The 24,698-nt window shown below is 36.0% G+C and carries 29 protein-coding genes and 6 tRNA genes; 16 read left to right on the top strand and 19 right to left on the bottom strand.

What is annotated here, in order from left to right; translation table 11 throughout:
- Positions 1-93 precede the first annotated feature (93 nt).
- Together ACFSBH_RS20550 and ACFSBH_RS20545 are read left to right on the top strand one after the other, a co-directional pair.
- Positions 94-1,755: a DEAD/DEAH box helicase gene (locus ACFSBH_RS20550; protein ID WP_379599487.1), complete on the top strand. Its 1,662-nt coding sequence runs from the start codon at positions 94-96 to the stop codon at positions 1,753-1,755.
- Positions 1,742-2,527 carry a YqhG family protein gene (locus tag ACFSBH_RS20545; protein ID WP_251510139.1) on the top strand — a complete coding sequence of 262 codons (786 nt, stop codon included), beginning with the start codon at positions 1,742-1,744 and terminating at the stop codon, positions 2,525-2,527. Before ACFSBH_RS20550 ends, ACFSBH_RS20545 begins: the two co-directional genes overlap by 14 nt.
- A gap of 1 nt (position 2,528) precedes the next feature.
- Here ACFSBH_RS20545 and ACFSBH_RS20540 read toward each other — a convergent pair whose 3' ends face one another.
- Positions 2,529-2,705, bottom strand: a complete 177-nt coding sequence (locus tag ACFSBH_RS20540) for a YqzE family protein (protein ID WP_251510138.1) — start codon at positions 2,703-2,705, stop codon at positions 2,529-2,531.
- 126 nt (positions 2,706-2,831) lie between these two features.
- Between ACFSBH_RS20540 and comGA the strand changes: the two genes are divergently transcribed.
- From comGA to ACFSBH_RS20495, 9 genes are all read left to right on the top strand, one after another.
- On the top strand, positions 2,832-3,872 hold the full coding sequence (gene comGA, locus ACFSBH_RS20535) for a competence type IV pilus ATPase ComGA (protein WP_251510137.1): 1,041 nt from the start codon (positions 2,832-2,834) through the stop codon (positions 3,870-3,872).
- Positions 3,793-4,848: a type II secretion system F family protein gene (locus tag ACFSBH_RS20530; protein WP_251510136.1), complete on the top strand. Its 1,056-nt coding sequence runs from the start codon at positions 3,793-3,795 to the stop codon at positions 4,846-4,848. Before comGA ends, ACFSBH_RS20530 begins: the two co-directional genes overlap by 80 nt.
- A gap of 16 nt (positions 4,849-4,864) precedes the next feature.
- Positions 4,865-5,176 carry a competence type IV pilus major pilin ComGC gene (gene comGC, locus ACFSBH_RS20525; RefSeq protein WP_251510134.1) on the top strand — a complete coding sequence of 104 codons (312 nt, stop codon included), beginning with the start codon at positions 4,865-4,867 and terminating at the stop codon, positions 5,174-5,176.
- Between the two features lies 1 nt (position 5,177).
- Positions 5,178-5,615 (top strand): competence type IV pilus minor pilin ComGD, encoded by a 438-nt coding sequence (gene comGD / locus ACFSBH_RS20520; RefSeq protein WP_285853476.1) that lies wholly within the window; start codon positions 5,178-5,180, stop codon positions 5,613-5,615.
- The gene (locus ACFSBH_RS20515) at positions 5,584-5,925 is read left to right on the top strand and encodes a hypothetical protein (protein WP_251510132.1); all 342 of its coding nucleotides are present in this window, start codon (positions 5,584-5,586) and stop codon (positions 5,923-5,925) included. The genes comGD and ACFSBH_RS20515 overlap by 32 nt, the downstream gene beginning before the upstream one ends.
- Positions 5,873-6,331: a ComGF family competence protein gene (locus ACFSBH_RS20510; protein ID WP_251510131.1), complete on the top strand. Its 459-nt coding sequence runs from the start codon at positions 5,873-5,875 to the stop codon at positions 6,329-6,331. Before ACFSBH_RS20515 ends, ACFSBH_RS20510 begins: the two co-directional genes overlap by 53 nt.
- On the top strand, positions 6,297-6,680 hold the full coding sequence (locus tag ACFSBH_RS20505) for a hypothetical protein (RefSeq protein ID WP_251510130.1): 384 nt from the start codon (positions 6,297-6,299) through the stop codon (positions 6,678-6,680). The genes ACFSBH_RS20510 and ACFSBH_RS20505 overlap by 35 nt, the downstream gene beginning before the upstream one ends.
- Positions 6,681-6,780: 100 nt before the next feature.
- Positions 6,781-7,479 (top strand): helix-turn-helix transcriptional regulator, encoded by a 699-nt coding sequence (locus ACFSBH_RS20500; RefSeq protein ID WP_379599482.1) that lies wholly within the window; start codon positions 6,781-6,783, stop codon positions 7,477-7,479.
- 75 nt (positions 7,480-7,554) lie between these two features.
- The gene (locus ACFSBH_RS20495; RefSeq protein WP_251510125.1) at positions 7,555-7,797 is read left to right on the top strand and encodes a DUF2626 domain-containing protein; all 243 of its coding nucleotides are present in this window, start codon (positions 7,555-7,557) and stop codon (positions 7,795-7,797) included.
- A 597-nt stretch (positions 7,798-8,394) separates the two neighbouring features.
- Here ACFSBH_RS20495 and ACFSBH_RS20490 read toward each other — a convergent pair.
- Entirely contained in the window at positions 8,395-9,018 is a 624-nt protein-coding gene (locus tag ACFSBH_RS20490; RefSeq protein WP_251510123.1) for an MBL fold metallo-hydrolase, read from the bottom strand.
- A gap of 181 nt (positions 9,019-9,199) precedes the next feature.
- Between ACFSBH_RS20490 and ACFSBH_RS20485 the strand changes: the two genes are divergently transcribed.
- Positions 9,200-9,376, top strand: a complete 177-nt coding sequence (locus tag ACFSBH_RS20485) for a DUF2759 family protein (protein WP_251510121.1) — start codon at positions 9,200-9,202, stop codon at positions 9,374-9,376.
- Positions 9,377-9,465: 89 nt separating this feature from the next.
- Here the strand turns inward: ACFSBH_RS20485 and ACFSBH_RS20480 are convergent, their stop codons facing one another.
- The 5 genes from ACFSBH_RS20480 to rpmG all read right to left on the bottom strand — a co-directional run bounded on the left by ACFSBH_RS20480 (position 9,466) and on the right by rpmG (position 14,808).
- Positions 9,466-11,394 (bottom strand): LTA synthase family protein, encoded by a 1,929-nt coding sequence (locus tag ACFSBH_RS20480; RefSeq protein ID WP_251510118.1) that lies wholly within the window; start codon positions 11,392-11,394, stop codon positions 9,466-9,468.
- A 207-nt stretch (positions 11,395-11,601) separates the two neighbouring features.
- The gene (locus ACFSBH_RS20475; protein WP_251510116.1) at positions 11,602-12,567 is read right to left on the bottom strand and encodes an ROK family glucokinase; all 966 of its coding nucleotides are present in this window, start codon (positions 12,565-12,567) and stop codon (positions 11,602-11,604) included.
- A gap of 2 nt (positions 12,568-12,569) precedes the next feature.
- On the bottom strand, positions 12,570-12,776 hold the full coding sequence (locus ACFSBH_RS20470; RefSeq protein WP_251510107.1) for a YqgQ family protein: 207 nt from the start codon (positions 12,774-12,776) through the stop codon (positions 12,570-12,572).
- A gap of 221 nt (positions 12,777-12,997) precedes the next feature.
- The gene (locus ACFSBH_RS20465) at positions 12,998-14,548 is read right to left on the bottom strand and encodes a Wzy polymerase domain-containing protein (RefSeq protein ID WP_251510106.1); all 1,551 of its coding nucleotides are present in this window, start codon (positions 14,546-14,548) and stop codon (positions 12,998-13,000) included.
- 110 nt (positions 14,549-14,658) lie between these two features.
- Positions 14,659-14,808 carry a 50S ribosomal protein L33 gene (gene rpmG / locus ACFSBH_RS20460; RefSeq protein ID WP_021291115.1) on the bottom strand — a complete coding sequence of 50 codons (150 nt, stop codon included), beginning with the start codon at positions 14,806-14,808 and terminating at the stop codon, positions 14,659-14,661.
- Between the two features lie 172 nt (positions 14,809-14,980).
- On the opposite strand from rpmG, the gene ACFSBH_RS20455 reads away from it, so the two are divergent.
- Entirely contained in the window at positions 14,981-15,208 is a 228-nt protein-coding gene (locus tag ACFSBH_RS20455; RefSeq protein WP_251510102.1) for a hypothetical protein, read from the top strand.
- A 19-nt stretch (positions 15,209-15,227) separates the two neighbouring features.
- Positions 15,228-15,845 (top strand): hypothetical protein, encoded by a 618-nt coding sequence (locus tag ACFSBH_RS20450; RefSeq protein WP_251510099.1) that lies wholly within the window; start codon positions 15,228-15,230, stop codon positions 15,843-15,845.
- 39 nt (positions 15,846-15,884) lie between these two features.
- On the opposite strand, the gene phoU is transcribed toward ACFSBH_RS20450, so the two are convergent.
- The 11 genes from phoU to ACFSBH_RS20395 form a co-directional block, all read right to left on the bottom strand.
- The gene (gene phoU / locus ACFSBH_RS20445; protein ID WP_251510097.1) at positions 15,885-16,541 is read right to left on the bottom strand and encodes a phosphate signaling complex protein PhoU; all 657 of its coding nucleotides are present in this window, start codon (positions 16,539-16,541) and stop codon (positions 15,885-15,887) included.
- A 111-nt stretch (positions 16,542-16,652) separates the two neighbouring features.
- Positions 16,653-18,803, bottom strand: a complete 2,151-nt coding sequence (locus ACFSBH_RS20440) for a peptidoglycan D,D-transpeptidase FtsI family protein (protein ID WP_251510096.1) — start codon at positions 18,801-18,803, stop codon at positions 16,653-16,655.
- 189 nt (positions 18,804-18,992) lie between these two features.
- Positions 18,993-19,604, bottom strand: a complete 612-nt coding sequence (locus ACFSBH_RS20435; protein WP_251510095.1) for a superoxide dismutase — start codon at positions 19,602-19,604, stop codon at positions 18,993-18,995.
- A 263-nt stretch (positions 19,605-19,867) separates the two neighbouring features.
- Positions 19,868-19,943, bottom strand: a tRNA-Phe gene (locus ACFSBH_RS20430).
- 189 nt (positions 19,944-20,132) lie between these two features.
- Positions 20,133-20,225: transfer RNA gene (locus ACFSBH_RS20425), tRNA-Ser, on the bottom strand.
- Between the two features lie 10 nt (positions 20,226-20,235).
- A tRNA-Ile gene (locus ACFSBH_RS20420) sits at positions 20,236-20,312 on the bottom strand.
- Positions 20,313-20,326: 14 nt separating this feature from the next.
- Positions 20,327-20,402, bottom strand: a tRNA-His gene (locus tag ACFSBH_RS20415).
- Positions 20,403-20,595: 193 nt separating this feature from the next.
- Positions 20,596-20,669: transfer RNA gene (locus ACFSBH_RS20410), tRNA-Met, on the bottom strand.
- Between the two features lies 1 nt (position 20,670).
- A tRNA-Asn gene (locus ACFSBH_RS20405) sits at positions 20,671-20,745 on the bottom strand.
- 187 nt (positions 20,746-20,932) lie between these two features.
- Positions 20,933-22,564 (bottom strand): Na/Pi cotransporter family protein, encoded by a 1,632-nt coding sequence (locus tag ACFSBH_RS20400; RefSeq protein ID WP_251510094.1) that lies wholly within the window; start codon positions 22,562-22,564, stop codon positions 20,933-20,935.
- Between the two features lie 227 nt (positions 22,565-22,791).
- Complete coding sequence (locus ACFSBH_RS20395) at positions 22,792-23,418, bottom strand: NfeD family protein (RefSeq protein WP_379599474.1); 627 nt, start codon at positions 23,416-23,418, stop codon at positions 22,792-22,794.
- A gap of 92 nt (positions 23,419-23,510) precedes the next feature.
- On the opposite strand from ACFSBH_RS20395, the gene ACFSBH_RS20390 reads away from it, so the two are divergent.
- Positions 23,511-23,804, top strand: coding sequence for a hypothetical protein (locus tag ACFSBH_RS20390; protein ID WP_251510092.1), 294 nt, complete (start codon positions 23,511-23,513; stop codon positions 23,802-23,804).
- 51 nt (positions 23,805-23,855) lie between these two features.
- On the opposite strand, the gene ACFSBH_RS20385 is transcribed toward ACFSBH_RS20390, so the two are convergent.
- Positions 23,856-24,176, bottom strand: coding sequence for a hypothetical protein (locus tag ACFSBH_RS20385; RefSeq protein ID WP_251510091.1), 321 nt, complete (start codon positions 24,174-24,176; stop codon positions 23,856-23,858).
- A 132-nt stretch (positions 24,177-24,308) separates the two neighbouring features.
- Between ACFSBH_RS20385 and ACFSBH_RS20380 the strand changes: the two genes are divergently transcribed.
- Positions 24,309-24,593: a DUF2624 domain-containing protein gene (locus ACFSBH_RS20380; RefSeq protein ID WP_251510090.1), complete on the top strand. Its 285-nt coding sequence runs from the start codon at positions 24,309-24,311 to the stop codon at positions 24,591-24,593.
- The last annotated feature ends 105 nt before the right edge of the window (positions 24,594-24,698 follow it).

Here is a 24,698-nt window from a genome sequence, read left to right as displayed (position 1 = left end):
AGAAAATTTCTATTCTTGCATTGAATAATACCATATTTTTTAGGAAAGGTATAGTGAAATCCAAATTTTAATTAGCTAAAAAGGGTGTATCATATGGATTTTATTAAATTACAAACAGATCAGACATTTATTAAAGAGTTAGAGAAGAGAGTGGAAAGTGATGGTCCGTTCACTTCTCATCAACTTTTTTCACTTGCACACCAGGCAGATCAGGCTAAAATAATCCCCTCCTTTACTGGATTAAGAAGTCTGGACTTTCTTCCACATATGTCTTTTCTTGATCATCAATTGGTGACGGCCAAGGAAACAATAGAAAAGATGAATGGTAGAGCGATTCTTGCAGATGAAGTAGGACTTGGAAAGACAATAGAAGCGGGATTGATACTTAAAGAATATATGTTGCGTGGACTCGTAAAAAATGCGCTGATATTAGTGCCAGCTTCACTCGTTAATCAATGGGTCAATGAATTAAATCAAAAATTTTATATCCCTGCGGTTTCCCATAGAAAAAATTATAATTGGGATGGAAATTATATACTCGTCTCCTCCCTTGATACTGCTAAACGTTCACCACATCGGGAAGCAATTCTAGCAAATGAATATGATTTTGTTTTGATTGATGAAGCACATAAGCTGAAAAACCATAAAACGAAAAACTATCAATTTGTAAGACAAATTAAGAAAAAATATTGTTTACTATTAACTGCAACACCGATACAAAATGATTTAATGGAGATATTTAATTTAATTGCGATACTTCGTCCAGGTCACCTTGGTGATATGACAACTTTCAAACAAAAATATACTGGAAATAAAGGTAAAGTGGAAGCAGATACTTATTTGAAACAATTGATAGAAAGGGTGATGATTCGAAACACGCGAGAAAATACAGATTTAAAACCCTCGAATCGCCATATCAATACAATTTGGGTTGACTTTTCAAAGGATGAAGCCAGTGTATACGATCGATTAAATAACTTGAAAAAAGTAAATGATATGTTTACAAAAATGACATTATTACGAGAGATGTGCTCTTCAAGAGAAGCGTGTTATTTATCATTAAACAAGTTGCTTGAATCTCATGGGGAAGATGAAGATATCCAATCCATTATACAAGATATCGGTCAATTGCCTGCCCATTCAAAAGCAGATAAAGCCGTTGAATTGATCCAGTCCATTGGTGATGAGAAAGTTATCATTTTTACAGAATATAGAGCGACTCAGCTTTATTTACAATGGTATTTGCAACAACACGGTATCAGCTCCGTGCCTTTTCAGGGAGGGTTTAAACGAGGAAAAAAAGATTGGATGATTCAGTTATTCAGGGATCGTGCACAAGTATTAATAGCTACTGAAGCAGGTGCTGAGGGAATCAACTTACAGTTTTGTCATCACTTGATTAATTATGACCTACCATGGAATCCAATGAAGATAGAACAAAGGATTGGCCGAATCCATCGATTTGGACAAGAAAACGATGTCAAAATTTATAATATAGCAATTAAAAATACAATCGAAGAACATATACTGACCATTCTTTATGAAAAAATACAACTATTTGAGAATGTTATAGGTGAACTGGATGCAATTTTATCTGAATTAAATATAAATAACTTTGATAAAGAAATTGAATCGATTTATGCAGAATCTGATTCCTTAGGAGAAGCTAAGATCAAGTTGGAAAACTTAGCATCCATCGTTCATCAAATGGCTAATGAAAATAAGGCGGCAGGTGAATATTATGACAATCGCTAATTTAGAAAGTTTTATCGTCGAATTTTTTAATGCTTATGGGTGTAATGTCCAAAATCAAGAATCTGGCGTTATCCAAGTGGAGCTTACTGAGGAATTGGATAAAGCATTGATGAATCGCCCGTTCTACTGGCATTATATGAAGAGTCTCAATCAGCAAGGGGTCCCCATGTCGCTGACGTTGATTACAGACCCTGATAAAAGGGACATGAAGGGAGAATGGATTGATATCGGCAGTCCGCGCCTCCAACAAATATTTAACCATGTCACATCTCAAGAAAAATATGTGTTACTGTTTCAAGAGGTGGAAGCAGAGATAAATACACCCCTCTACCCTTGGCTGCTGGCCAACTTTAAAATCAGCTATAGCGGACGACAAAAAAAGGAAGAATTAATCTCCCTTGGTATTCACCTATTAAATGGAAAAATGATTGTTAACATGATGGATGAATTGGAGAAACTTACCCTCAAACAGCAAATTTCCGATTTATGTTATACAATCACCCCTATTATTACTTTATCAAGCGGATATAAACGCCTTGAGAAAATCATATTGAATTATATCGACAACCAACCAAAAGAATGGGCAAATGAAGCAATGGAGACATTAAATGAAGAAATCGCCCTTCTACAGCACTTTTACCAGGACGATTTGGACGATAAGATTCTAAAAAAAGAAGTTGAGGAATTGAATAACCGCTATACTCCAGAAATTAATATCGAAGTGATCAGCGGTGGTATAGTTTATTTATTGGACAACTTTCCTAAATCTTAACTTATTTTCCTCTGATGAATAATTTGAAGGAGAATGGAAGCACCCCAAACCAACGGTTCAGAATAGCAGAATCCGATTGTTTCCCCGCTTCCTTTCTCACTTTCCTTTCTTCTTTTGAACTGTTTAAATATCTCACTATTTCCTCTGTCATAAACTTCAAGTAGTTATTTGTAGACATGATAAAACCTCCCTGATTTTTTTAATAGCTTACACCTCAAAAAAAATTTTATACAAAAAATAAAAATAAAGCAGGAATTTTGCAAACGTTGTCGAATTACATATAGCAAAAGGAGGTGACTCAGGCTTGAACCCGGCTTTACCTTTAGTTGAAGAGCTGCTCCATAACGCTATCACTACCAAAGCAACCGATCTTCACTTCTTCCCCGCTCGTAAGGAAACGAACGTATTTTTTCGCATTCATGGCAAACGCGTATACCACCGCTCCATCCAGACTAGTCAATATGAGCTATTGCTAACCTATTTTAAATTTACAGCTGGTATGGATATTGGAGAATCAAGAAAGCCACAAGACGGTAGTATTTTCCACCATTTTTCATCACTAGGCAGCTACTCCCTTAGACTTTCAACACTCCCCCTCGCTTCACTCGAAAGCTTGGCAATCAGAATCTTGCCAGAGGAGAATCTCCTGCCACTGGATAAACTTTTTCTTTTCCCAAATCAACTCAATACTTTAAAAAAATGGCTGACAAAAAAAGAAGGGATAATTTTAATTACCGGACCTACAGGAAGTGGAAAAACAACCACGCTTTACGCATTAATAAAAGCCTTAATGGAGAATAACACCTATCAAATGATAACGCTGGAGGATCCAGTTGAAAAACTGATTGATGGAGTGATACAAGTCCAAATTAATGAACAAGCAGGAATCACTTATCAGACAGGTTTGAAAGCAGCTTTACGACATGATCCGGACGTGTTGATGATTGGAGAACTTAGAGATGCAACTACAACCCGATTTGCATTTCAGGCTTCATTGACAGGCCATTTAGTATTAAGCACTCTACATGCAAAAAATACTACAGGAACGATTTACCGTTTACTTGAGATGGGAATCAATCAGCAAGATTTATTACAATCGTTACTTGCGGTTGCCAGTATTGAATTAGTCCCCATCAAAAGAAAAGATTCCTTTCAACGAGCAGCAATTTTGGAGTTATTAGATGGGGACGAATTGGCGAGAGCAATTCGACTAGAAGATGTAACGAATAAGTATCATTCTTTTGACCACTTAAGGAGGAAAGCATATGCGTATGGTTTCTTCTCTGAAGTTTATGACAAAGAAACGAGATATGTTGCCAGAAGAAATTCAAATGAGGTTTCTTAAACGATTGGAGCACTTTATTTCAAATGGTTATGCCTTACAAGATGCACTAGAAGCAATAGCATGGGACAAGGACCTTGCAGATATTTCCTCCCACTTTCTCTTTAGGTTAAAAGAGGGTGAACGATTGGAACTTATTTTTGAAGAAACAAAGTTCCATTCTTCTGTCAGTGCGTTTCTATCCTTTATCCACTCAAACTCCAATCTAAGAGAGGCAATAAAGAAATGCATCGAAGTCATGGAACAACGGTTTAATACAATGAAGAAACTCAAATTGATCATACGTTATCCTTTAATGCTTCTGTTTTTCTTTTCCTTAATTCTATTTTTCATTAACTATCATGTATTGCCTGCTTTTCAATCACTTTTCCTAACCTCATCGCAAGCACTAACGACAATAACCGTTGTAAAATGGATCATGGACTTTCTTCAATTTTCTTTAATATTTTGTTCGATTCTACTTCTTGCATTAACAATTCTTTGGAATTATTACAGTAAGAAGATGCCAATCGAAGAGCAGGTTAAAGTGACTCAACGAGTTCCACTCTACCGCCATTACTTGCGGATACAAACTTCCTTTCAATTTGCCACGCATTTCAGTTCACTGCTTAAAGCAGGTCTTTCCTTAAAAGAAATTCTCTATGAATTATCCAACCAACAGCGACTTCCGATTATTTCTTATTACGCTACACTCTTGATAAATAATTTGGAGCATGGTTTTCATATTAGTAATTTACTTAGAGAGTTTCCTTTGATTGAAGAACAGTTAGCCATCATCTTTCAAAAAAACGCTACAACTGATGTACTTGAGAGGGATTTAACTTTATATAGCGATATGCTTTTAGAAGAGATGGAACGGATGACCATTAAGATAATAACCGTTATTCAACCGATATTTTATATCATATTGGGCATTTTTATTATTTTCATTTACCTCAGTTTAATGTGGCCAATGTTTCAACTAATGAACACTTTTTAGAAAAGGAGAATGTAAAATGCTTAAAAATAATAAGGGATTTACGTTGATTGAAATGTTAATCGTTATGTTGATTATTTCTGTCTTGTTGATACTAATCATTCCCAATCTTACATCTCAGTCGAAAAATGTAAACGATAAGGGGTGTGATGCGTTAGTAGCTGTTGTTCAGGCTCAAGCGGATGCTTACTACTTAGACAAAGGTCAGACTGCCAGCAGTATTCAAACCTTAATTGAAAACAATTATCTTGAGGAAAATCAGAAGACTTGTGGGGATTCGCAAATAACGGTTTCTAACGGAAAAGCTACAATTAAATCACCTCAAAATTGAAATGAATAAAAATGGATTTACCTTTCTTGAGATGCTCATTGTTTTAAGCATAGTAGCTCTCTTGATGATTCTTACTGTTCCACTTCAATTTAACACTTTAAATAATCTAAAAGAGGAACAATTTATTGAACAATTGAAATTGGATGTTTTACTCGTCCAAAATCAGACGAGTCATCATGGAGTAAATCAAATGTCCATCAGATTTCACGATCATTATTACCGTGTATTACACGGTAGAAATCCTACCTACGCAGATCGAGATTATCCAGCTGGCTGGTCGACCATAGCAGGACAAACGATAAGATTTAAAGAAACTGGAACGTTTCTTGAACCTCGCAGGATACCCATGTATACACCAACGGATCGGATACATTTCGTATTTCCGCTCGGTAAAGGGAGGTTTTACGTTGAGAGGGAAAAACGGATACTCCATGATTGAGGTACTAGTTGCATCAACCATCTTCTTTCAAGTCATTTTAATTTTTATACCCATCCATTCACAACTGCAGATGGCAACAGACACATTATCAGATAAGAGATGGGCTTCTATTATATTACATGAAGAAATCCAACATTTTATATGGGAGGATGCTCCCCTCCTCCCTGCTACATTTGAAACAGAACTTAAGAATAGGGTTTTCAGCTTACATTTTTACGAGGAAGAAGGTTATGTGAAAGGATGTGTATACTGGATTAATGCAAAAAAAACGACAGAATCCTTCTGCCTATATGGCTTACCTTACAAATGAAAAAGGATTTAACCTTGTTACACTTCTTACGATGATAAGTCTAATTTTTATTACCCTGCCTTTTCTCGGATATGTCCTCCAAATCACAACAAAACCATCCGATAGTTACGAAGAGCTATCTGTTCATGAATTTTTCCGTTTTATCCGGGATGACATCATCTCATCACATTCTTATTTTATTAAGAAAGATGCCTTACACCTTATCCAAGAAGATGATGCAATCGTTATTATCAGCCAATACGATAATCTAATTCGTAGACAGGTTGAAAACAGAGGACATGAAATTTATTTGCGTGATATAGAGGGATTAGAATTTTATAGTCAACCTTATGGCATAAAAATAGTGATTACTGTCGAAGAAGGTGCTAGGTTTGAACGAACATTCACATTTTACAATGAAACCTAATGGATTTTTTCTCATTCACGTTTTATTTACCATATCAATTATATTTATCATAATCAGCACTAGTATTATCGCCTATCGTAATGAGCTTTTTATCACAGATAGACAGATAGAACAGAATCAAATAGAAACCTTATTCCAAATGGCTCGTGTAAAATATATAGAAGAGCAGAGAAAATCAGAAGAAATCTTACGAACTGCAAGATATACTTTTCCCTATGGTCAAGTCGAGATCACGTTGGGAAATGCTACTGAACATTATCGAAATTTAAACTTTCAAATAAGACTACAATCTCAACAAGAATTTTTCTCAATCAATCACTTGATTAGTGCGGAATTCTTCACCCCATAAATTATGTAAACTTTTCAACAAAGTCAATCTGTACCACCTTTCAAATTAATTTTCTAATATAATTAAAGTATATACAATGTGTATGATGTGGGGTGAAAAAATGGAAAACACATTAAAGGTGACAAATGTAATGAGTGACCCTACCAGATTCTATATTTATCAATATTTAGTTGAAAACCATCAGGATGTCAGCGTAGTTGATATTGGCAATACATTTGACATTCACCCGAATGTAGCAAGACTTCACCTATCTAAACTTGAGGAAGTAGGTCTTGTCACCTCCTACCTAAAGAAAACAGGAAAAGGTGGAAGACCTGGGAGACGCTATCAATTGTCGAATGAAGTGATTGAATTGAATTTTCCAGCCCGTGATTATAAGATTCTTTCATCCATTGCTCTAGAAGCGTTGATGGATCTAGGTGATCCAGGAAAAAAAGCCCTTTACGAAACAGGGAAAAAATATGGAAAAGAAGCAATGCGCAAGAGTTTGAACCATTTGGGCGAACAGTTAACAATCCAAGATAAAATCAAGCTATTGGAAAACGCAAGCAGAATTCTCGGAATGTATCCGGACTTCGAATACGAGAGCAACACGAATAGTATTTCTTTCTCAATCAATAACTGCCCTTTCAAGGAAATTGCCACTAACAACCATAAAATGGTATGTGAGATGCATCGTATTTTTATTAAAGGTATGTTTGAAGTTTTATTTACGTCGATTGACTTGATAGAAAAGCAAAATATGTTTGTCAATAAATGTAGTAATTGTGCATATACTGCAAAACTTTTAATTGTATAGGGTCAAACGTTTACAATATTTGTTTACTCGTTTATAATAACTATGAGATGTCAACTAGAAGGAGGGGGAAAGGGCATGGATCGTGTTTTTCGTATGCTTGCTTTTTGGACAGGTATCTTCGCAGTAATGTTCTATACTGGCGACATGATGGTACCAGCGGTTTTATCCCTGATCCAAACAGTATTTTTCCTTACAGTAAGCTATTTGAAATTATCTGAACGGACGTATATGTATTTATTCGGAGCTTATTTAACTGTATTTATCGTAGGTTATACGTGGTACTCCGAATTTATCCTTGTACCAGGTTTCGGAAGCTAAAAAACCCCAAAAAACCATGCATGGTTCGAATGCATGGTTTTTTATTATGAAAAATATCTCCTGCACGATATATTTAAACTGTTGATTAATGGATTCTCTTTTCCCGAAGTTCGCCGCCCCCGATACACCTTCGCTTTCCGTGGGCGGCTGGTGAGCCTCCTCAGGAGCAAGCACCTTGCGGGGTCTCACCGATGCTTCTGCTCCCACAGGAGTCTCCGGTGTATCGGGTGCAGCTCCAGCAAATATGTTGATTTGGTTCATTGAATAAGGGAATTAATTTTATTAAAACAATTAATACATATGCATCTAAGTTTCATCCGTTGCTTTAGAAATTGAAGGAATCCAGTGAGACCAATAAATTATGACAAGGAGCAGTCCAAATATTTCGAGACTCGTGCAGGAGGACAGGCCAGAGGAGACCCCGCAGCGTAGCGAGGCAGACTAAAATCGACCACGTCCTGTGGCAACGTCTGCATTAGCACTTCCTTTGTGTCGAAGCTCACGGCCACCTGCGGAAAGCGAAAGGGATTTGACTCGGTCCTCATGTAGAAATTTTTTATTCTTAAATACAATAAATCAAAGGTTTCGAACTACTATTTACTCACGAAAGAATGGATTGTATTGTTTTTCGAAGCCTATCATCGTGCTTGGTCCATGACCAGGGAATACTTCATAGTCATCATCCAATTGATATAATTTTTGACGTATGGAATGTTCTAACGTCGCTAAATCGCCTCCACGTAAATCTGTACGGCCAATCCCTTGCCTGAATAAAGCATCGCCACTAATCGCTTGTTTTGTATCAGTAAATACAAAACTTACACTTCCAGGTGAGTGACCTGGCGTATGAAGAACATGAATATTGAAAGGTCCTATTGAAAGCTCCCCTTCTTCTAGTACAATTTCTGCTTCAGAAGTAGTGATCCCTCCACTCACTAGTTTATACGAACCATTCAACATCGGATCAGTTAACCAGCTTTGCTCAGCTTCATTAATATAAACATTAGTTTGGTACTTATTTCTAACCTCTTCTACCCCACCGATATGATCATAATGTGCATGGGTCAATAATATAGCTAACGGACGTAATTTATTTGCTTCAATGTATTGAATAATCTGTTCCGCATCCCCACCTGGATCTATTATTAATGCATCTTCCCCTTTAGAAAGAACATAACAATTTGCACCTATGATTCCAACAGGCATCGTTTTAATATCCATTATATCCATCTCCTTCTACCAATCGAGAGTCTAACCAAAAACAATTCGGCTAGGTTATTTCTCGACAAAAATATTAATATGCTTTAAAATGAGTATAGAGTATTTACATAATAATATAAAGGAATTCCTTAGTGTTCCAATTTATTCTAAGGAGAATAGACATAAGGAGGGTGAACTTTTCATGAGCCATATTATATTAGGAATCATTTTCTTGTTAGTTGCATTACTTGCGGTAGTTTCCGTTATTCGTCAATTAAAATTTAAAAACTATTTGGCACTGCTCTTCTCAGCGATTACAGCATTATCTTTTGGCTTCTTTTCAATCGCAACAATCATTTCCGAGCTGTCTAATCTTTAAGATTAAAGCGTTAATAAATATAGCGTGTGAAAACAGCAGGAGATCAATAGATCTTCTGCTGTTTTTATATAAGAAAAAGGTAGAGAATGTTAGTCATTCTCTACCTTTTCTTCCTTGCCAAAGTCTACAAAACGGAATAAATCTCCATAGATGATATCATCGGAATAATTTAATTCCAAATCAACCTTTTCTTCAATCTCATCACAAGGAAATGTTGTTTCTGCATCATTTTCTTCTGCAGATTCTGTTTCCTCACTTTCAATCGGTTCACCTGTATTCACGTCGTAACACATGCCTGCAGTAGAGACATAATCGTTACTGATAAAGTCACCGTTTCTTAAAGCAATGTAGCCTTTTCTATCTTCGGAAAATAAGTCATTACCGAAATAGATGTCTGATTTATGCTCAATACCTAATAGACTAAGAATTGTTGGTTTCAAATCAATTTGTCCAGCAACTTCAGAAATCACTTCTCCCTCGCCATGCCCTGGGATATGGATAAATAATGGTACTTTTTGAAGTTGTACTTGATCAAATGGAGTTATTTCTTCTTTATCCAAATACATACTCATAGCACGGTTATGGTTTGCACTAATTCCAATATGGTCTCCCATTATAATAATAATTGAGTCTTCATAAAGACCAGCTTGTTTCAGATGATTGAAAAATTCTTCCATCGCTTCATCTGCATAACGTACTGCCGGGAAATAATTATTAAGTGTGTTGGAGTTGGAATTATAAGGTTCTATTGACTTATCCTCTTCATCTAATTCAAAAGGAAAATGATTTGTCAAAGTTATAAATTTAGTATAAAAAGGTTTTTCCATTGCTTGCAAATATTTTATGGACTGTTCAAAGAACGGTTTATCTTTCAATCCCCAGCCCACTGAATTTTCTTCATTTATTTCATATGCATCTTCACTATAGAAATGATCATATTCTAGGCTCTGATACATCCCATCACGGTTCCAGAAACTTTTATTATTTGCATGCAACACAGCAGAATAATATCCTTCTTCTCTTATAATCTCAGGTAGTGCATGATACTCATTTCCACCATGGGTGAAAAATACAGCACCACGAGATAAAGGATATAATGAATTTTCTACAAGAAACTCTGAATCGGATGTATTACCTTGACCAGTTTGCTCAAAGAAATTGTCAAAATAATACGTGTCTTCATCTTCAACCAACTTATTTAAAAAAGGTGTAATTTCTTGACCATTTACATCCCTACCAATTACAAAGTTTTGAATGGATTCTGCATTGATAAAAATGACGTTTTTCCCTTCGGCCGCTCCGAAAAGATCAGATTTTTCTTCGCTAATAACATTTTCATCTACATATTTTTTAATTTCAGGTATTTCATTTCCATCAGCGAATACGCGTTGCGATTCAGCCTTTGAATGAATAACTAAGTCATAGATGTGATAGTTGAATAACCCAATATTCTTGACTAGGTACTCCCGGTCAAATGCACGTGTGAATAATTGTGGTCTTTCCATTTCTGCAAGGAAAAAGTTTCCTGCTAATAGAAGTAATGACATTGCTAAAGCAAAAACTTTTCCGCGCTTCAAGTATTGTACCGAACCAATTTTTTCATCTTTTTTACTGAAGTACCAAATAATGACTACGTCAGCAAATAATAAAATGTCATATGGTTTTATCAATGTCAGAATACTAGAACCTAGATCAGCCATATTACTTCCCATGAACAACTGAGGAAGTGTAATAAAGTCCGTGAACTGTCGGTAAAATACTAGATTGGCAAAAACGAGAAAACTGAAAATAAATGCGGTGTACCGCAGATATTTCATTTGTCTCGATTGCTTTTTAAACCAAACTGATATTGCAAAGATCAGAAATGCAGATACAAACGGATTGATAAATAAAATTAATTCCTGCATTCCATTTTCAAGCTCGATATTAAACATAAAGCGGTAAACTATATATGTTTTTAAGCCAAATAGTAAGGTGGCTAACATATATAATGGTATTTTTAATTGTTTATTTCGCATATTAAATCCTCCCAAAAAAGTAAAAAGAACAGACTGAGGCTAGAAAAGCACAAATCTATTCCCTCTTTAAGCTGATTGTAAACTTTCATTTACAATCAGCTATATATATGACGTATTACAGGCAGCATAAGTTTCATATTTTTTACATTTTATCAATATTTTATTCTGAGATTATATTTTACTAGATAAAGAGGAAAAAATCCAGAGTTAATTTCCTGCCATATTTTGGCTAACCAGAAAGGCTCCACCGATTATGCCTGCATCATTCCCTAATTCAGCAAGCTTTATTTCACAACTTTCCTTAACACGAGGCAAGGCATAATGCTGGAAATATGAGTTGATGCGATTTACAAAAGGCTCACCTGCTTGCGAAACGCCCCCACCAATCAAAATTTTCTCTGGGTTCAATATCACTCCAATATTAGCGAATGTATGACCTAAAACATCAGAAACCCGATCAACGATACTTGTTGCTGCTACATCCCCTTCTGCAGCCAATTCAAAAACATCACGGGCTGTGACTTTTTTATTAGTTTCATAATGTTTTGCAAGTGAAGACTCGGGATATTTACTAATCGCTTCCTTTGCTTGTCTAACAATACCTGTAGCTGAAGCGATAGTCTCTAAACAACCATGATTGCCACAATTGCAATATGCACCATTTTCTTCAATTAATATATGTCCGAGTTCACCAGCCATACCATTGGTACCATTAAGGATTTTCCCTGCAGAAATGACACCACCACCAACTCCAGTTCCAAGTGTCACAGCAATGACATGCTGTGCTTGATTTCCGGCACCTTTCCAGTTCTCGCCTAATACAGCAATATTGGCATCATTTTCAATAAAAACAGGTAATCCTGATAATCCCTCTAACTCTTCAGTAATCAATTTATTCTTCCATCCAATATTAATCGCCTCGTGGACGACACCTGTTTGACTATCCACATAACCTGGTATGCCGACACCGATGCCCAGTGCTTTGTCTGTCGAAATGTTCATTTCTGATAATTTACTTTTCATAGAGTTCCAGCTATCATCTAAAATAGCGGATCCATTATTATCTATATTTGTTGGTATACTCCATTTATGAATTAATTCTCCATCGCTTGTAAATAAACCAAACTTTATTGATGTACCGCCCATATCCATACCTATCATATATTTCTCCATGTTTAGTCCCTCTCCCTGGCCATTTCCTCATTCTTTTCTTTTTGTAAAATTAATTTTCCATTTATATATTCTTCTTTTGAAATAAAATTCATTTTAGCAAGTTCTTCAAGTTCACTTTCCATTAATACAAGGTCACCTATCCGATTTCTCGAATAAATGAATGTGCCAAATTTTTTTAGAAGCATACGAACATCATATACTGTTTTCATATTTTCACCACTTTATATTATACCAAATAAATATATGTACAGAAAAGTATAATGGAACTACACAATAAAGGAAATAGGCAGGAAGGATTGTTTAAGAAGAGTTATGAGGGTTTATACAAAGCGGGAACTGCGAACTAATCAATTTACTTTAATATGGTATTCCTCATACGTAGAATCATTAATTTTATTATTTATATCCTAATTAGTTCGCAGTCACGTATTCATTCAATCGATGGCTTACCTTTTATTTTTTCTTGAATTTCAATAAAATCCTCGTTTTTTGGATCGAGACGGATAGCCTCTTCAATTGCTTTCGAAGCCTTTTCATCTTCCCCATTCATTTCATACAATAAGGCAAGGTTATAATATGCTTCGGGAAGAGGATTATGATACGTTACACTTTTCTCCAAATCAATCAATGCTTCATTATAGCGGCCTTGTTGGATATAGGCGTAGGAACGCTGGAACAATAGTGCACTTTCCATATCTCCTTCTAAACTTAGAGCGTCTGTCGCTTTGTTGATTACTTCATCAAACTCATTTTTCATCAAATGTTCTTGTATCTCCAAAAGTTGAAAAGACTGGCTGTTTTCATTTGCAGAAACACCATAATAACCAATAAAAATAAAAAGCAGTAATGTCACAATTGCTATTGCAAGTTGATTAAGTGCCCTTTTCTTACCAGGCATCCCAACAATTGCTGCAGCAAGGAAACCAGCTAACAAGCCTCCAACATGTGCTGCCATATCTACTTGCTCAAAAGAAAGTCCAATCACTAAATTAATAGCAAGAATAAGTAAGATACTCGTTCCAATTGTTTGAAAGAACAATCGCTTGTGAATTACACCAAAATATAGGAAGGCTCCGAATAAACCAAAGATAGCTCCTGAAGCTCCGGCACTTATACTGGTCGTAAAGGAAAAACTGGCGAGTGAACCACCTATACCTGCAATAAAGTAAATAAAAACAAACCGGGCATTACCGAAGATTTTCTCAATCGCGACACCTAAATAAAAAACGGCAAGCATATTTAGTGCAAGATGTATAAAACCAATATGGATAAACATTGCACTGACAAGGCGCCACCACTCTCCGTCTAATATAATTGCCGGGTTATACTTGGCTCCAAATTGAATCAACGTTTCAGTAGAAGTTGTACCACCGTTCATTTCCATGTAAATAAAGTACAGTACATTAATCACCATAAAAATGTAAGTAAAAACAGGTTTACCAAAACTGAAAATATTTTGCATTTCCTTCTTTTTACTATTTATCAAATGTATGAAGTTGACTTTTGTTTTTGCGATTATATTTTCTTTCGCTGCATCAGGTAAACTAAGATCATAACTGACTGGATTATTCAGCAAATCTCGCTGGAATCTTTCCGTTTCTTGCTCATAATCATCTTTATCAAAGTAATATACCTTCATACTTACTTTCGGTTTACCCTCAGCACTTAAAGGATTTTTTAATACTTCCCACGTATCCACAGGTTGATGGGTGGTGAAATACAAGTTATAGACTTCGATATTCTTACCAAACATTCTCTTTAAATTTTGTATTCGTTGAACTAGAAAAGAGACATCCTGTTTTAAATGATTTTTCCAATCAAACCCCTTATGTATTAATCGTACCACCGTTGATGAACGATTTTCGTATTTCTCCAACCATATTTCATCGTTTTTTTCATTCATATACAGTAGATTGAACTGATGATTCTTGATAAGTTCCTCTGCATAAGTATATAGAAGATATTGTTCATTTAAAGACATGTATTCACCTTCCTTCCCTTTATCATAGCAGATTATCATTGCTTAATATATTAATATATCGCCGCAAAATAAATAAAACCCTTATCCGAAGATAAGAGCTTTATTTTTGTTTATTTAGTTTCACGATGTAATGTGTGTTTTTTAAGGCGTGGTGAATATTTCATAAGCTCGATACGCTCAGGATTCGTACGCTTATTCTTTGTAGTGATATAGTTACGATCTCCTGTTTCTGTACAAGCTAACGTAATGTTAACGCGCATGGTCTTCCCTCCAAACTATTCAAACTATCTTCAACATATAAGCATTCATTAGACCTTATCAATAATAACAGAATTCGAATTAATATTCAAGAACTCCAAGAAAATTTTAATGGTTTTCACCAGAGCTAATCTATGATATAACTAAATATGTGGTTAAAGGGAGGGAAATAAAATGATGATTGCGATTGTAACCATACTTGTCATAGGTGTGATATTGTTCGTTCTTTCTTACTTTATGAATGATCGTATAGAGGAAATTGAAAGCCAATTGGAGCATTATTCAATCACATCAATGCAAGATACATATCAAATGAAGAAGAAAATTAAAATACTGGAAGAAGAATTGCTCCCGGGTAACATGAATCAAGCGGCCAGTTCGGTTGAAAATGAAAAACCATGATTAAGAAAGGGAGTTATGTATGAAACATACAATGCGAGCATTCTCTGTAGGTTTAGTTACTGCAGGCCTCATATTACTTGGTGTATTTTACTTCACTGGGGGAGATAATAGTGGACAAGCAGATTTAAACACAGAGGAAATGATTACAAAAATTGAAGAAGATGGTTATCGCGTGATAACTGAAGAGGAGTATATCAGTTATTCAGTAGCTTCTACTCAACAAGATAATTCTAATAAAAAAAATGCTGAAGAAACAGTAGATGATGAAGATGCTTCAGAGGAAGATAAGTCTACTCAGAAAGAAAAAGCCGATTCATCTAAAGACGATAAAGAGAAAGAAAAGCAAACTGAAAAAGCTTCCGAGAAAGACAATGATAAAAAGGAAGACAAAGAAAAAGAACAGAAAGAGAAAAATAAAGAAAAACAAACCGCTTCCACAGTAACGTTTACGGTGGAACCAGGAATGGCATCTTCCCAAATTAGTGACATGCTTGAAGATCTAGGAATTATTGAGGATGCTAAAGAGTTCAGTAAGTATCTAGATGAGCATGATTATTCTTTACGTATACAAATGGGCAGCCATGAATTAGAGACTGGCATGTCCCATTACGAAATTGCTGAGCGGTTAACAAATTAAAAAAATCCAGTGCCCAACATCAGGGTACTGGATTTTTTCTTAATTTATTTTAGTGCTTTTTCCTTTTACTAAGTAAAGTATACTCTCTCCAATGTTAGTGATGTGGTCAGCGAAACGCTCTAGATAACGGGCACAAAATGCCACTTGCATGACATACTGGATTTTATCAGGATTTGTTGCAGTTTCTCCCAACAACTCACTTACAATCTGTTTATACATCTTGTCTACTTTATCATCTGTTTCGGCTAATTTAGTTGCTATAGTGATATCTTCATATTTAAAAGCATGCATTGCCGTTTTCAACATTTCCATTGTAATCTCATGCATTTGACGCAAACCTTCTGGAATGGTCGTGTGGTTTTTATCTAAATGGATTGTCGCCTTTGCAATATTTTTAGCATTATCCCCCATCCGCTCAATATCTGTAACGACACGTAAGTACATAATAATCCGCCGCAGATCTGTAGCAACCGGCTGTTGTTTTGCTATTAATAAGACAGATTTATCATTTATATCATCTTCAAGATCATCAATTTTTTTATCTTCTTCCAGTATCTCTTTTGCTTGGTCTATACTTTGATCATATAAAGATTCAACCGCCTTAGTAAGGGCTTCTCCAGATAAATTTGCCATCGTAATAATATCTGATTTTAATTGATCCAACTCTGTTTGAAATTGTTCACGTGTAGTAGTCAATATCCTTCCTCCTATCAATGTGATTTACTTAATTATACAGGAAGATTATTAAAACAGTGTTAATTTTACGAAAAATCTAATTTGAAGGATAGATAGGATGAGATAATAAAATTACTCATCACTATCTTCATTTGAGCCATCCTCTGAATCTTCCTCATCTGCCTCTTGCATTTCGAAATAAGTATCAAGAATACGTTCAGCTATCCGATTACTAACATTCCCATCTTCTTTGGCATTAATACCAATATTAGGTACAATTACCGCAAAAGCTACTTCGGGATCGTCTTGAGGAGCATAACCAACAATACTTCGGTTAATTGTTTTATATTCAACTTTATTTTCCCAAACCGAATGTTCCGCAGTACCGGTCTTTCCAACAGCATCGTAATCTTTCCCTGCAAAATAGCTATATGCAGTTCCACCTTGCGATTGAAATGCTTGTCTAAAACCTTCTTGAACACGTGCCAATTCAGATTCGCTCATTTGAATTCGGTTCAAGTATTCCGTATTAATACTTTTATAAACAGGACCTAATTCTTCTTGAGATGCAATAGGTTCCCTAATTTCTTTGACAAAATGCGGACGAACCCGATAACCACCATTTGCAATGGTTGATACATACTGCGCTAGTTGTAATGTAGTATATTGATCATATTGGCCAATGGCAAAGTCCATTAGTAGACCGGCATTCGGTTCGGACTTACCAACTAATCCTGGTTCCTCATATGGAAAATCTACTCCAGTGGGACCTCCAAGTCCAAATTGACGGAAATAATTTCTGAATTCCTGCCACGCATTAATATCAATAGACGTAGGACTATTATTCGGGAAAGGAATACGTGTTTCTCCACCCATTTGTAAAGCAATATTGAACATATAAACGTTGGATGATTGTTTTAGTGCTTTAATATCATTTGCATAACCAATATTTGGGTTTAAAGATCTTTTTGGTGGTGTACCTTTAATTTGTATCGGTTTATCATAATAAGTTGTTCCAGGTTTAATTACTCCCGACTGAAATCCTGCAAGAACTGTCGCTCCCTTAATACTTGAGCCTGGAAGATAGGTTGCTTGAAGATTTTTATTCGCCGCGTCTACAACTTGATTCTTTTCACGATTATATGTCTTTCCTGATACGGAAATCAATTCACCAGTCTGCGGATTCATGACTACTGCTAAGGCGTCATTTAAAAATTTGTTATTATATGGATCAAGCTTAATTGCCTTCTCCAATTCCTCTTCTAGAATCCTGTCAACTTCTTGTTGAAATTCCATATCCAAGGTAAGGACAAGATCCTTTCCTCTTTCACCCTTCACTATCGTCTCCGAGTCAATGATTACCCCTGTTTTGGTTGTTGTATATTCTATTTGTTCTTTTCTTCCTCTTAGAACTTCCTCATATTGTTTTTCTAAACCACTCGTCCCTACCCGGTCATTCCTACTATAACCACGAGACATATACTGCTGAATTTCATCTGCTGGAATACCGGCTTCATGGGAAGTAACGTTTCCTAAAATGGAGCCGCGGAGTGTTTGATCATATAGATACTCCCGATCCCAATCCGTCGTAGCATTAATTCCAGGTAATTTATCCAGATTTTCCGAGACGAGTGCATATTCTTCTGGGGTTACATTTTCATTTTTTACAATTTGCGGTGTTAGAGAATAAGCTTTATCAAGTTCCTTTTTGATTCGGATTACTTCCAGCTCTTGTTTCGTAAAGTTCTCTACAGCTACATCTTCATCCGGTATAGAATCCAAAACTAGACGGTATAGTTCAGCATTGGAGAGATCTTCCTTTTTTTCATCAGGAATACGTTCTTCATAAGTCTCTTCCTGTTCTTCAGTACTTTTCCCTTCGTTTTTTTCAAGGTCCTTAAGATAAACATATTCCCGTATATCTCGATCAGTAATCTTGTCTAAGTATTCTTTGCTGTCCATTGAAATAAATTCTGCTAGTTTTTCAGCAACTTCCAGTCTATCTTGTGCTTGCACACCTTTTGGCGGCGTATATGTAATGGAATATAACGCCTTATTATCGACTACAAGATTGCCATTCGTGTCATAAATTTTCCCACGCGGCACTGGTATCTTAGTTATGTCTTGAATAGTCCGGTCAATTTCTTCTTGAAATTCCTCCCCATTCAATATTTGCACAACACCTAGCTGGAATATAAGGGCAGAGAACAATAAGAAGATAATGAAAAAGATAATATTCGTTCGAAAGGGAAGCTGTGCTCTTTTTTTCTTCTTTTCTTTCATAATGATTCCCCTCTGTTAATTTTTTTACAGTTTATTATCATTTTATTTTACCATAGTATCTTAACATTTTCGTTATTTTCGATGAAATTTTGAAGGATTAATAATAACAGTAGATGTAATAGAGGACTTATTAATTTTCACCGTAAAAATAAAACGCGGGGAAAAGTTCCCCACGTTTCAAAGAATTATTTATTTAGCTTCATTATAGCGTTTAGAAACTTCTTCCCAGTTCACAACATCCCAGAAAGATGCAATGTAGTCAGGGCGTTTGTTTTGATATCTTAAGTAATATGCATGCTCCCACACATCAAGACCAAGAAGTGGAGTTTTCCCTTCCATTAATGGAGAATCTTGGTTTGGAGTACTTGTAACTTCAAGTTCACCATTGTTAACGACTAGCCATGCCCAACCTGAACCAAAACGGCCAGTTGCTGCAGTTGAGAATTCTTCCTTGAACTTGTCGAAACTGCCAAATTTCTCATTAATTTTATCAGCTAATTCACCAGTAGGCTCTCCACCACCATTAGGAGATAGGATTTCCCAGAACAAGCTATGGTTAGCATGTCCTCCACCATTGTTACGGACAGCCGTGCGAATGCTTTCAGGTACTGCATCCAAGTTGCTGATCAGCTCTTCAAGGGACTTCTCTTGTAGGTCAGCATGCCCTTCAAGTGCATTGTTAAGGTTTGTAACATACGTATTGTGGTGTTTCGTATGATGAATGTTCATAGTCTCTTTGTCAAATGATTTTTCTAGTGCATCATATGCATACGGTAATTCTGGTAATTCAAATTTTGCCATATCTAATCTTCCTCCCTAAAAATATATTTATTACCTATATATGTAGCGTATCAAAGCTTAAAAATTGTTGCAAATTTTATGCACCTAATTTATTATTTTAAACAATTTTAATCAAAGCTATAAATTAACCAAATTTAAAGTTGTTGCCTCAATTGGAATTCTTCAGTTCGATTATCTTCCACTTTTCTCGAGTAGTGCTTTTTATAGCAGTTATAAATAATAATTATTAAATAAAAAAACAAGCAATAAGCTTGTTGTTCAAATGGTGGCTCGGGACGGAATCGAACCGCCGACACACGGATTTTCAGTCCGTTGCTCTACCGACTGAGCTACCGAGCCTTTATAGTATTTATATAGAGTTTGTTTCTCGCTTCATAATGGTTTCGAAGCAAGTTCGAAGATGTTTGTTGCTCGTCGTGTTGCAAGCACATGCAACGATGCAGCACTCCTCGCAAAGCTACAAAGAAGAATATCCAATGAGGTTTACGCTTTGCTCTACCGACTGAGCTATGTTTTAAATATATGTAATGGAGGAGGTAGAGGGATTCGAACCCCCGCGCGGTTTGACCCGCCTTTCGGTTTTCAAGACCGACCCCTTCAGCCAGACTTGGGTATACCTCCGAATAAAAAATGGTGGACCCTGCAGGACTCGAACCTGCGACCGATCGGTTATGAGCCGATAGCTCTAACCAACTGAGCTAAGGGTCCGTTTTATAAATATATGGGGCGACCGGTGGGAGTTGAACCCACGAATGCCGGAGCCACAATCCGGTGCGTTAACCACTTCGCCACGACCGCCATCATAGTAAGATTACTAGCTTTTGTATAAATAAAACATCATGCAGATTAATGTCGAAAGATACGTGGCTCTGTGTTTATATTTCTAAACTTTATTAGATAGCCGAGAACGCGTCATCGCGTTCTCAAACTTTCTAATTTCGGCATCGAAGCAAGTATCATTTACAAGACCTAGCTTCTTAGCCTTCCTTTATAGCGGCGGAGGGGATCGAACCCACGACCTCACGGGTATGAACCGTACGCTCTCGCCAGCTGAGCTACGCCGCCATGGCTCCACAGGTAGGATTCGAACCTACGACCGATCGGTTAACAGCCGATTGCTCTACCACTGAGCTACTGTGGAATAAGAATTAATTTTAAGAGTCAACAAGATATAATTTATCATGTAGGAAGAAATATGTCAACATCTTTTTGTCTTTTCGTCAATTTTCCTGTAGTACATTAAAAAATATCCAAGACTTATTATACATGATAAATTAAAAAAATGCATTTAAATTATGAGGAGGAAACCCTCCTCATAATTTAATGCATCAATTTTCTTTTTCTAATATCTCTTCTGCAATATTAACCGCATGGTCACCAATGCGTTCTAGATTACTGAGCATATCAACGAATACAATACCTGCTGTTGCACTACATAATCCTTCATTTACACGAATGATATGTTTCTTACGGTAGTTTCTTTCCATTTGGTCAATCTGATCTTCCTTACGAACAACTTCTAGTGCTGCTTCTCTATCGTTATTCTCAAGACTCTTTACCGCTTGTTTGACCGTTAGAATTGTTAAGTCAAACATCACATTCAAATCTTCCATTGCTTGTTCAGTCAAATTGACTTTATGTGAAATTCTATAGTCGTTCAGTTCTATAATATTTTCGAAATGGTCTCCTATCCGTTCAATATCTCGTACGCTATCCATTAAAAATGTGTGTTTATCTCGTTCCATTTTTGTCATGGAATCTGCAGATATATCAACAAGATATTCCGTTACTTTTTGATCAAGGTTATTGATCGCTCCCTCAATCTGCATAGCAAGTTCTGAATGCTTCTTATCAGAAGTTGTCGTATACTTCAACGTTTCATCCAGCCCATGATAAGCATACTCTCCCATGCGCACTACTTCTTTTTTGGCTTGTTCTAATGCAAGAGAAGAAGATTGTTGTATTACTAGTGGGTCTAAATGCTTTGGCTTATATTCAATGACTGTATCCTCACCTGGAATCAATTTGGTAACCAACCACGCTAAACCACCGATAAACGGAAACTGAATAACCGTGTTGAGAATGTTGAATGATCCATGAGCAAATGCAATAGTCATTTGAGGATTTAATGATAATTGACTTTGTAGAAATGCAACATAGGAAGTAAATAACCCTAAAAATACCAGAAAAATAACTGTTCCAATCAAGTTAAAGACAACGTGAGTTAACGCTGCTCTCTTTGCTGCTATTGAAGCACCTAAAGAAGCTAAAATTGCTGTAATGGTTGTTCCGATGTTATCACCAAACAACACTGGCAAGGCAGCCTTTAGTTCGATGGCACCTTCTGCAAATAGCCCTTGCAGAATACCAATAGTTGCTGATGAGCTTTGAACAATTAATGTAAATACAGTTCCTATTACGACTCCTAAAACAGGTGTGTCACTCATACTGACTGTTAATTCATGAAAAGCTTCCAACGACCGTAGTGGACTCATTCCGCTACTCATGAGTTCCAGTCCAAAGAATAATGCACCGAATCCAAATACTGCTTGTCCGATTGCATTTACTTTCTGGTTCTTAAAGAAGAAAATCAACAAGCTACCAACCGCTATTATAGGTAGTGCATATTCACCGATATCAATCCCAATGATAAATGCAGTAACTGTAGTCCCAATGTTTGCCCCCATAATTACACCAATAGCTTGTCTTAACGTCATAAATCCTGCACTAACTAGTCCGACGGTAAGAACTGTCGTTCCAGAGCTGCTTTGAATTAATACTGTTACTACAATCCCTGCTAGTACGCCTAAGAATGGATTACTTGTAAATCGATCAAGAATGTCCCTTAGTCTATCTCCAGCCGTACGTTGTAGCCCGTCTCCCATGAATTTAATACCTAGGAGAAATATCCCTAAGCCACCAATAAATTCAAATATAAGCGACTGTAAATCAATGTCCAATCATATTCATCCTTTCGAGCATAAAATACATTCTTTTCGAAATCACCCTATCTATTATTAAATTAAATGTACCAATTTGTAAAGTGTTGTTTATATATTTTACTTTATTTTAATACAATATCCATTTTTTATTATTAATAATCATTATTCGACACTTAATTGTTGAATAATATCAAAAAAAATGCTTACCCTAATAGGGTTAAGCATTTCCTGATATTAACTGCATATTAACTTTCTTCCACTTGTATTTTTGTACCATCTACGGTTACTACAGTAACTTTTGTATCTTTTTTGATCCATTTTCCATCTGATTGAGCACTGTATGTTTTTCCTCTGACCTTAATCGTCCCCACAGGACGTAAATCGGTCATTGTAATTCCTTCTTCTCCTAGCAGCTTTTGATACTCCATGTTCATGGAATTATACCCAGCCTCTTTACTAAGCTGATCTTTAAGAGCAATTTTCGTCCACATCTCTCTCTTTTTGAATACTTTGAGAAAGAAAAAGGCACCTCCAGTTCCGATTATCACTCCAATGATAGCATATAACGCAGTAGTCAAGTCAGGGGCTGCAACACCTACTGCTGTTAACATGGTTACGAGCCCGATGGTGGCAAGAGTTCCATCATTAGCTATTTTACCATCTATAACGATCAGTACTAATCCAACAAAATAAATAATAAGCATAAGTATAACCGAATCAGTTCCTGCATAAGCACCAAAATAAACGGAAATAAAGCCAACTCCAAGTAATGCAAAGAATCCGCGCATATTAACTAATACTTCACCAATCAAAAAAAGTGTACCAAAGAAAGTAATAATTAACCCAATCCATTCATAATCAAATATCGCCATAACAATTCCCCCTTTCAGTAGTACTACGTATTACATTTTAAATTTGTTTCAAATAAAAAGGTGATAATATGTCCGCTTTAAAGAGGTTTTCTTTGATTTTATTATTTTTCTTGATCATTTTGAGTGTAATGGATGACTTATCAAAACCTAAATCTGTAACGCATGATAAACCAGCTGAATCAAATGTTCATACCGACTATCAGATTGCTCATATTAAGGTAAAACCAGGTGATACAGTTCTTTCCATTACAGAATCGATTAATGAAATGGATGAACTTGATATCGATAAAATTGTATCTGATTTCGAATACTTGAACCCGGGTACCACAAGCGAGACAATAATTCCTCATTCATTTTACTACTTTCCATTATACAATGATTTCTAATAATTAGCATAAGAAAGAGGTTGCGTGAACAACCTCTTCTACATTCTTCGGTTATATGAATAGTCGAAGTATGATGGATAGCACACCAATACCTATTGCAATATTACCTAGTGTGTCAGCGCCTTTACTACGAGACATAAACCCAAGGACAATTCCCGCTACAGCCAATAATAGCGGCCATATTAAAAAGGAAAGAAAGGATAAGACAATCCCTATCCATCCATAGGTGCTGATGGTCTCTGTTCCTTTATTTACACCAACATCCCGACCTACAATTTCTGCTGCGTATTCTTCATCATATCTGCGTTTGTCGTTATCTTCGCCTCGATGCGGAGCTGGCTGGATGTCGGAGCTTCGTTTATTTTCATCCATAGTTTGACCTCCTCTTATAGTTGGTGCATCTTTATTTTATGGAATCAAAGCATACTTATGATGTTATTTCCTGGCAAGAATGGGTGTGGTCCTGCATAACTTACGTATAGAAGGATAAAAAGGAGGAGGAACATGTCTTTTTTTATTAAAGAAATTGTTAAAAACAGGTTAAGACAGCTTACTGTCAATGAACTCTTACATTACGCAGGAGAATATGGTTTTTCAATAACAAGAGAGGAAGCTCACCATATATTGCATTATTTACAATCAAGTGACCTTGACATCTTTTCCAAACAAGCGATGGATGAGGCATATGTAAAATTAGCAGAGATAACAGATCAGCAAACAGCAAGTAAAGCTAAATTGTTATTCGAACAAATAGTTAAAAGCTATGGACTTGAGGATTATTTCAAATAAAAGGGAGTGTAAAATAAACTGTGTAAGTGAGAGAGCGTACGGCTCTTGCTTCGCAGTTTATTTTTTTATTGTTAGAATAAACATATAAGATTGGGAGGTTATTCT

The sequence above is a fragment of the Oceanobacillus luteolus genome (assembly GCF_042678205.1).
GTDB lineage: Bacteria > Bacillota > Bacilli > Bacillales > Amphibacillaceae > Oceanobacillus > Oceanobacillus luteolus.
This window is presented reverse-complemented; position numbering and strand designations above follow the sequence as displayed.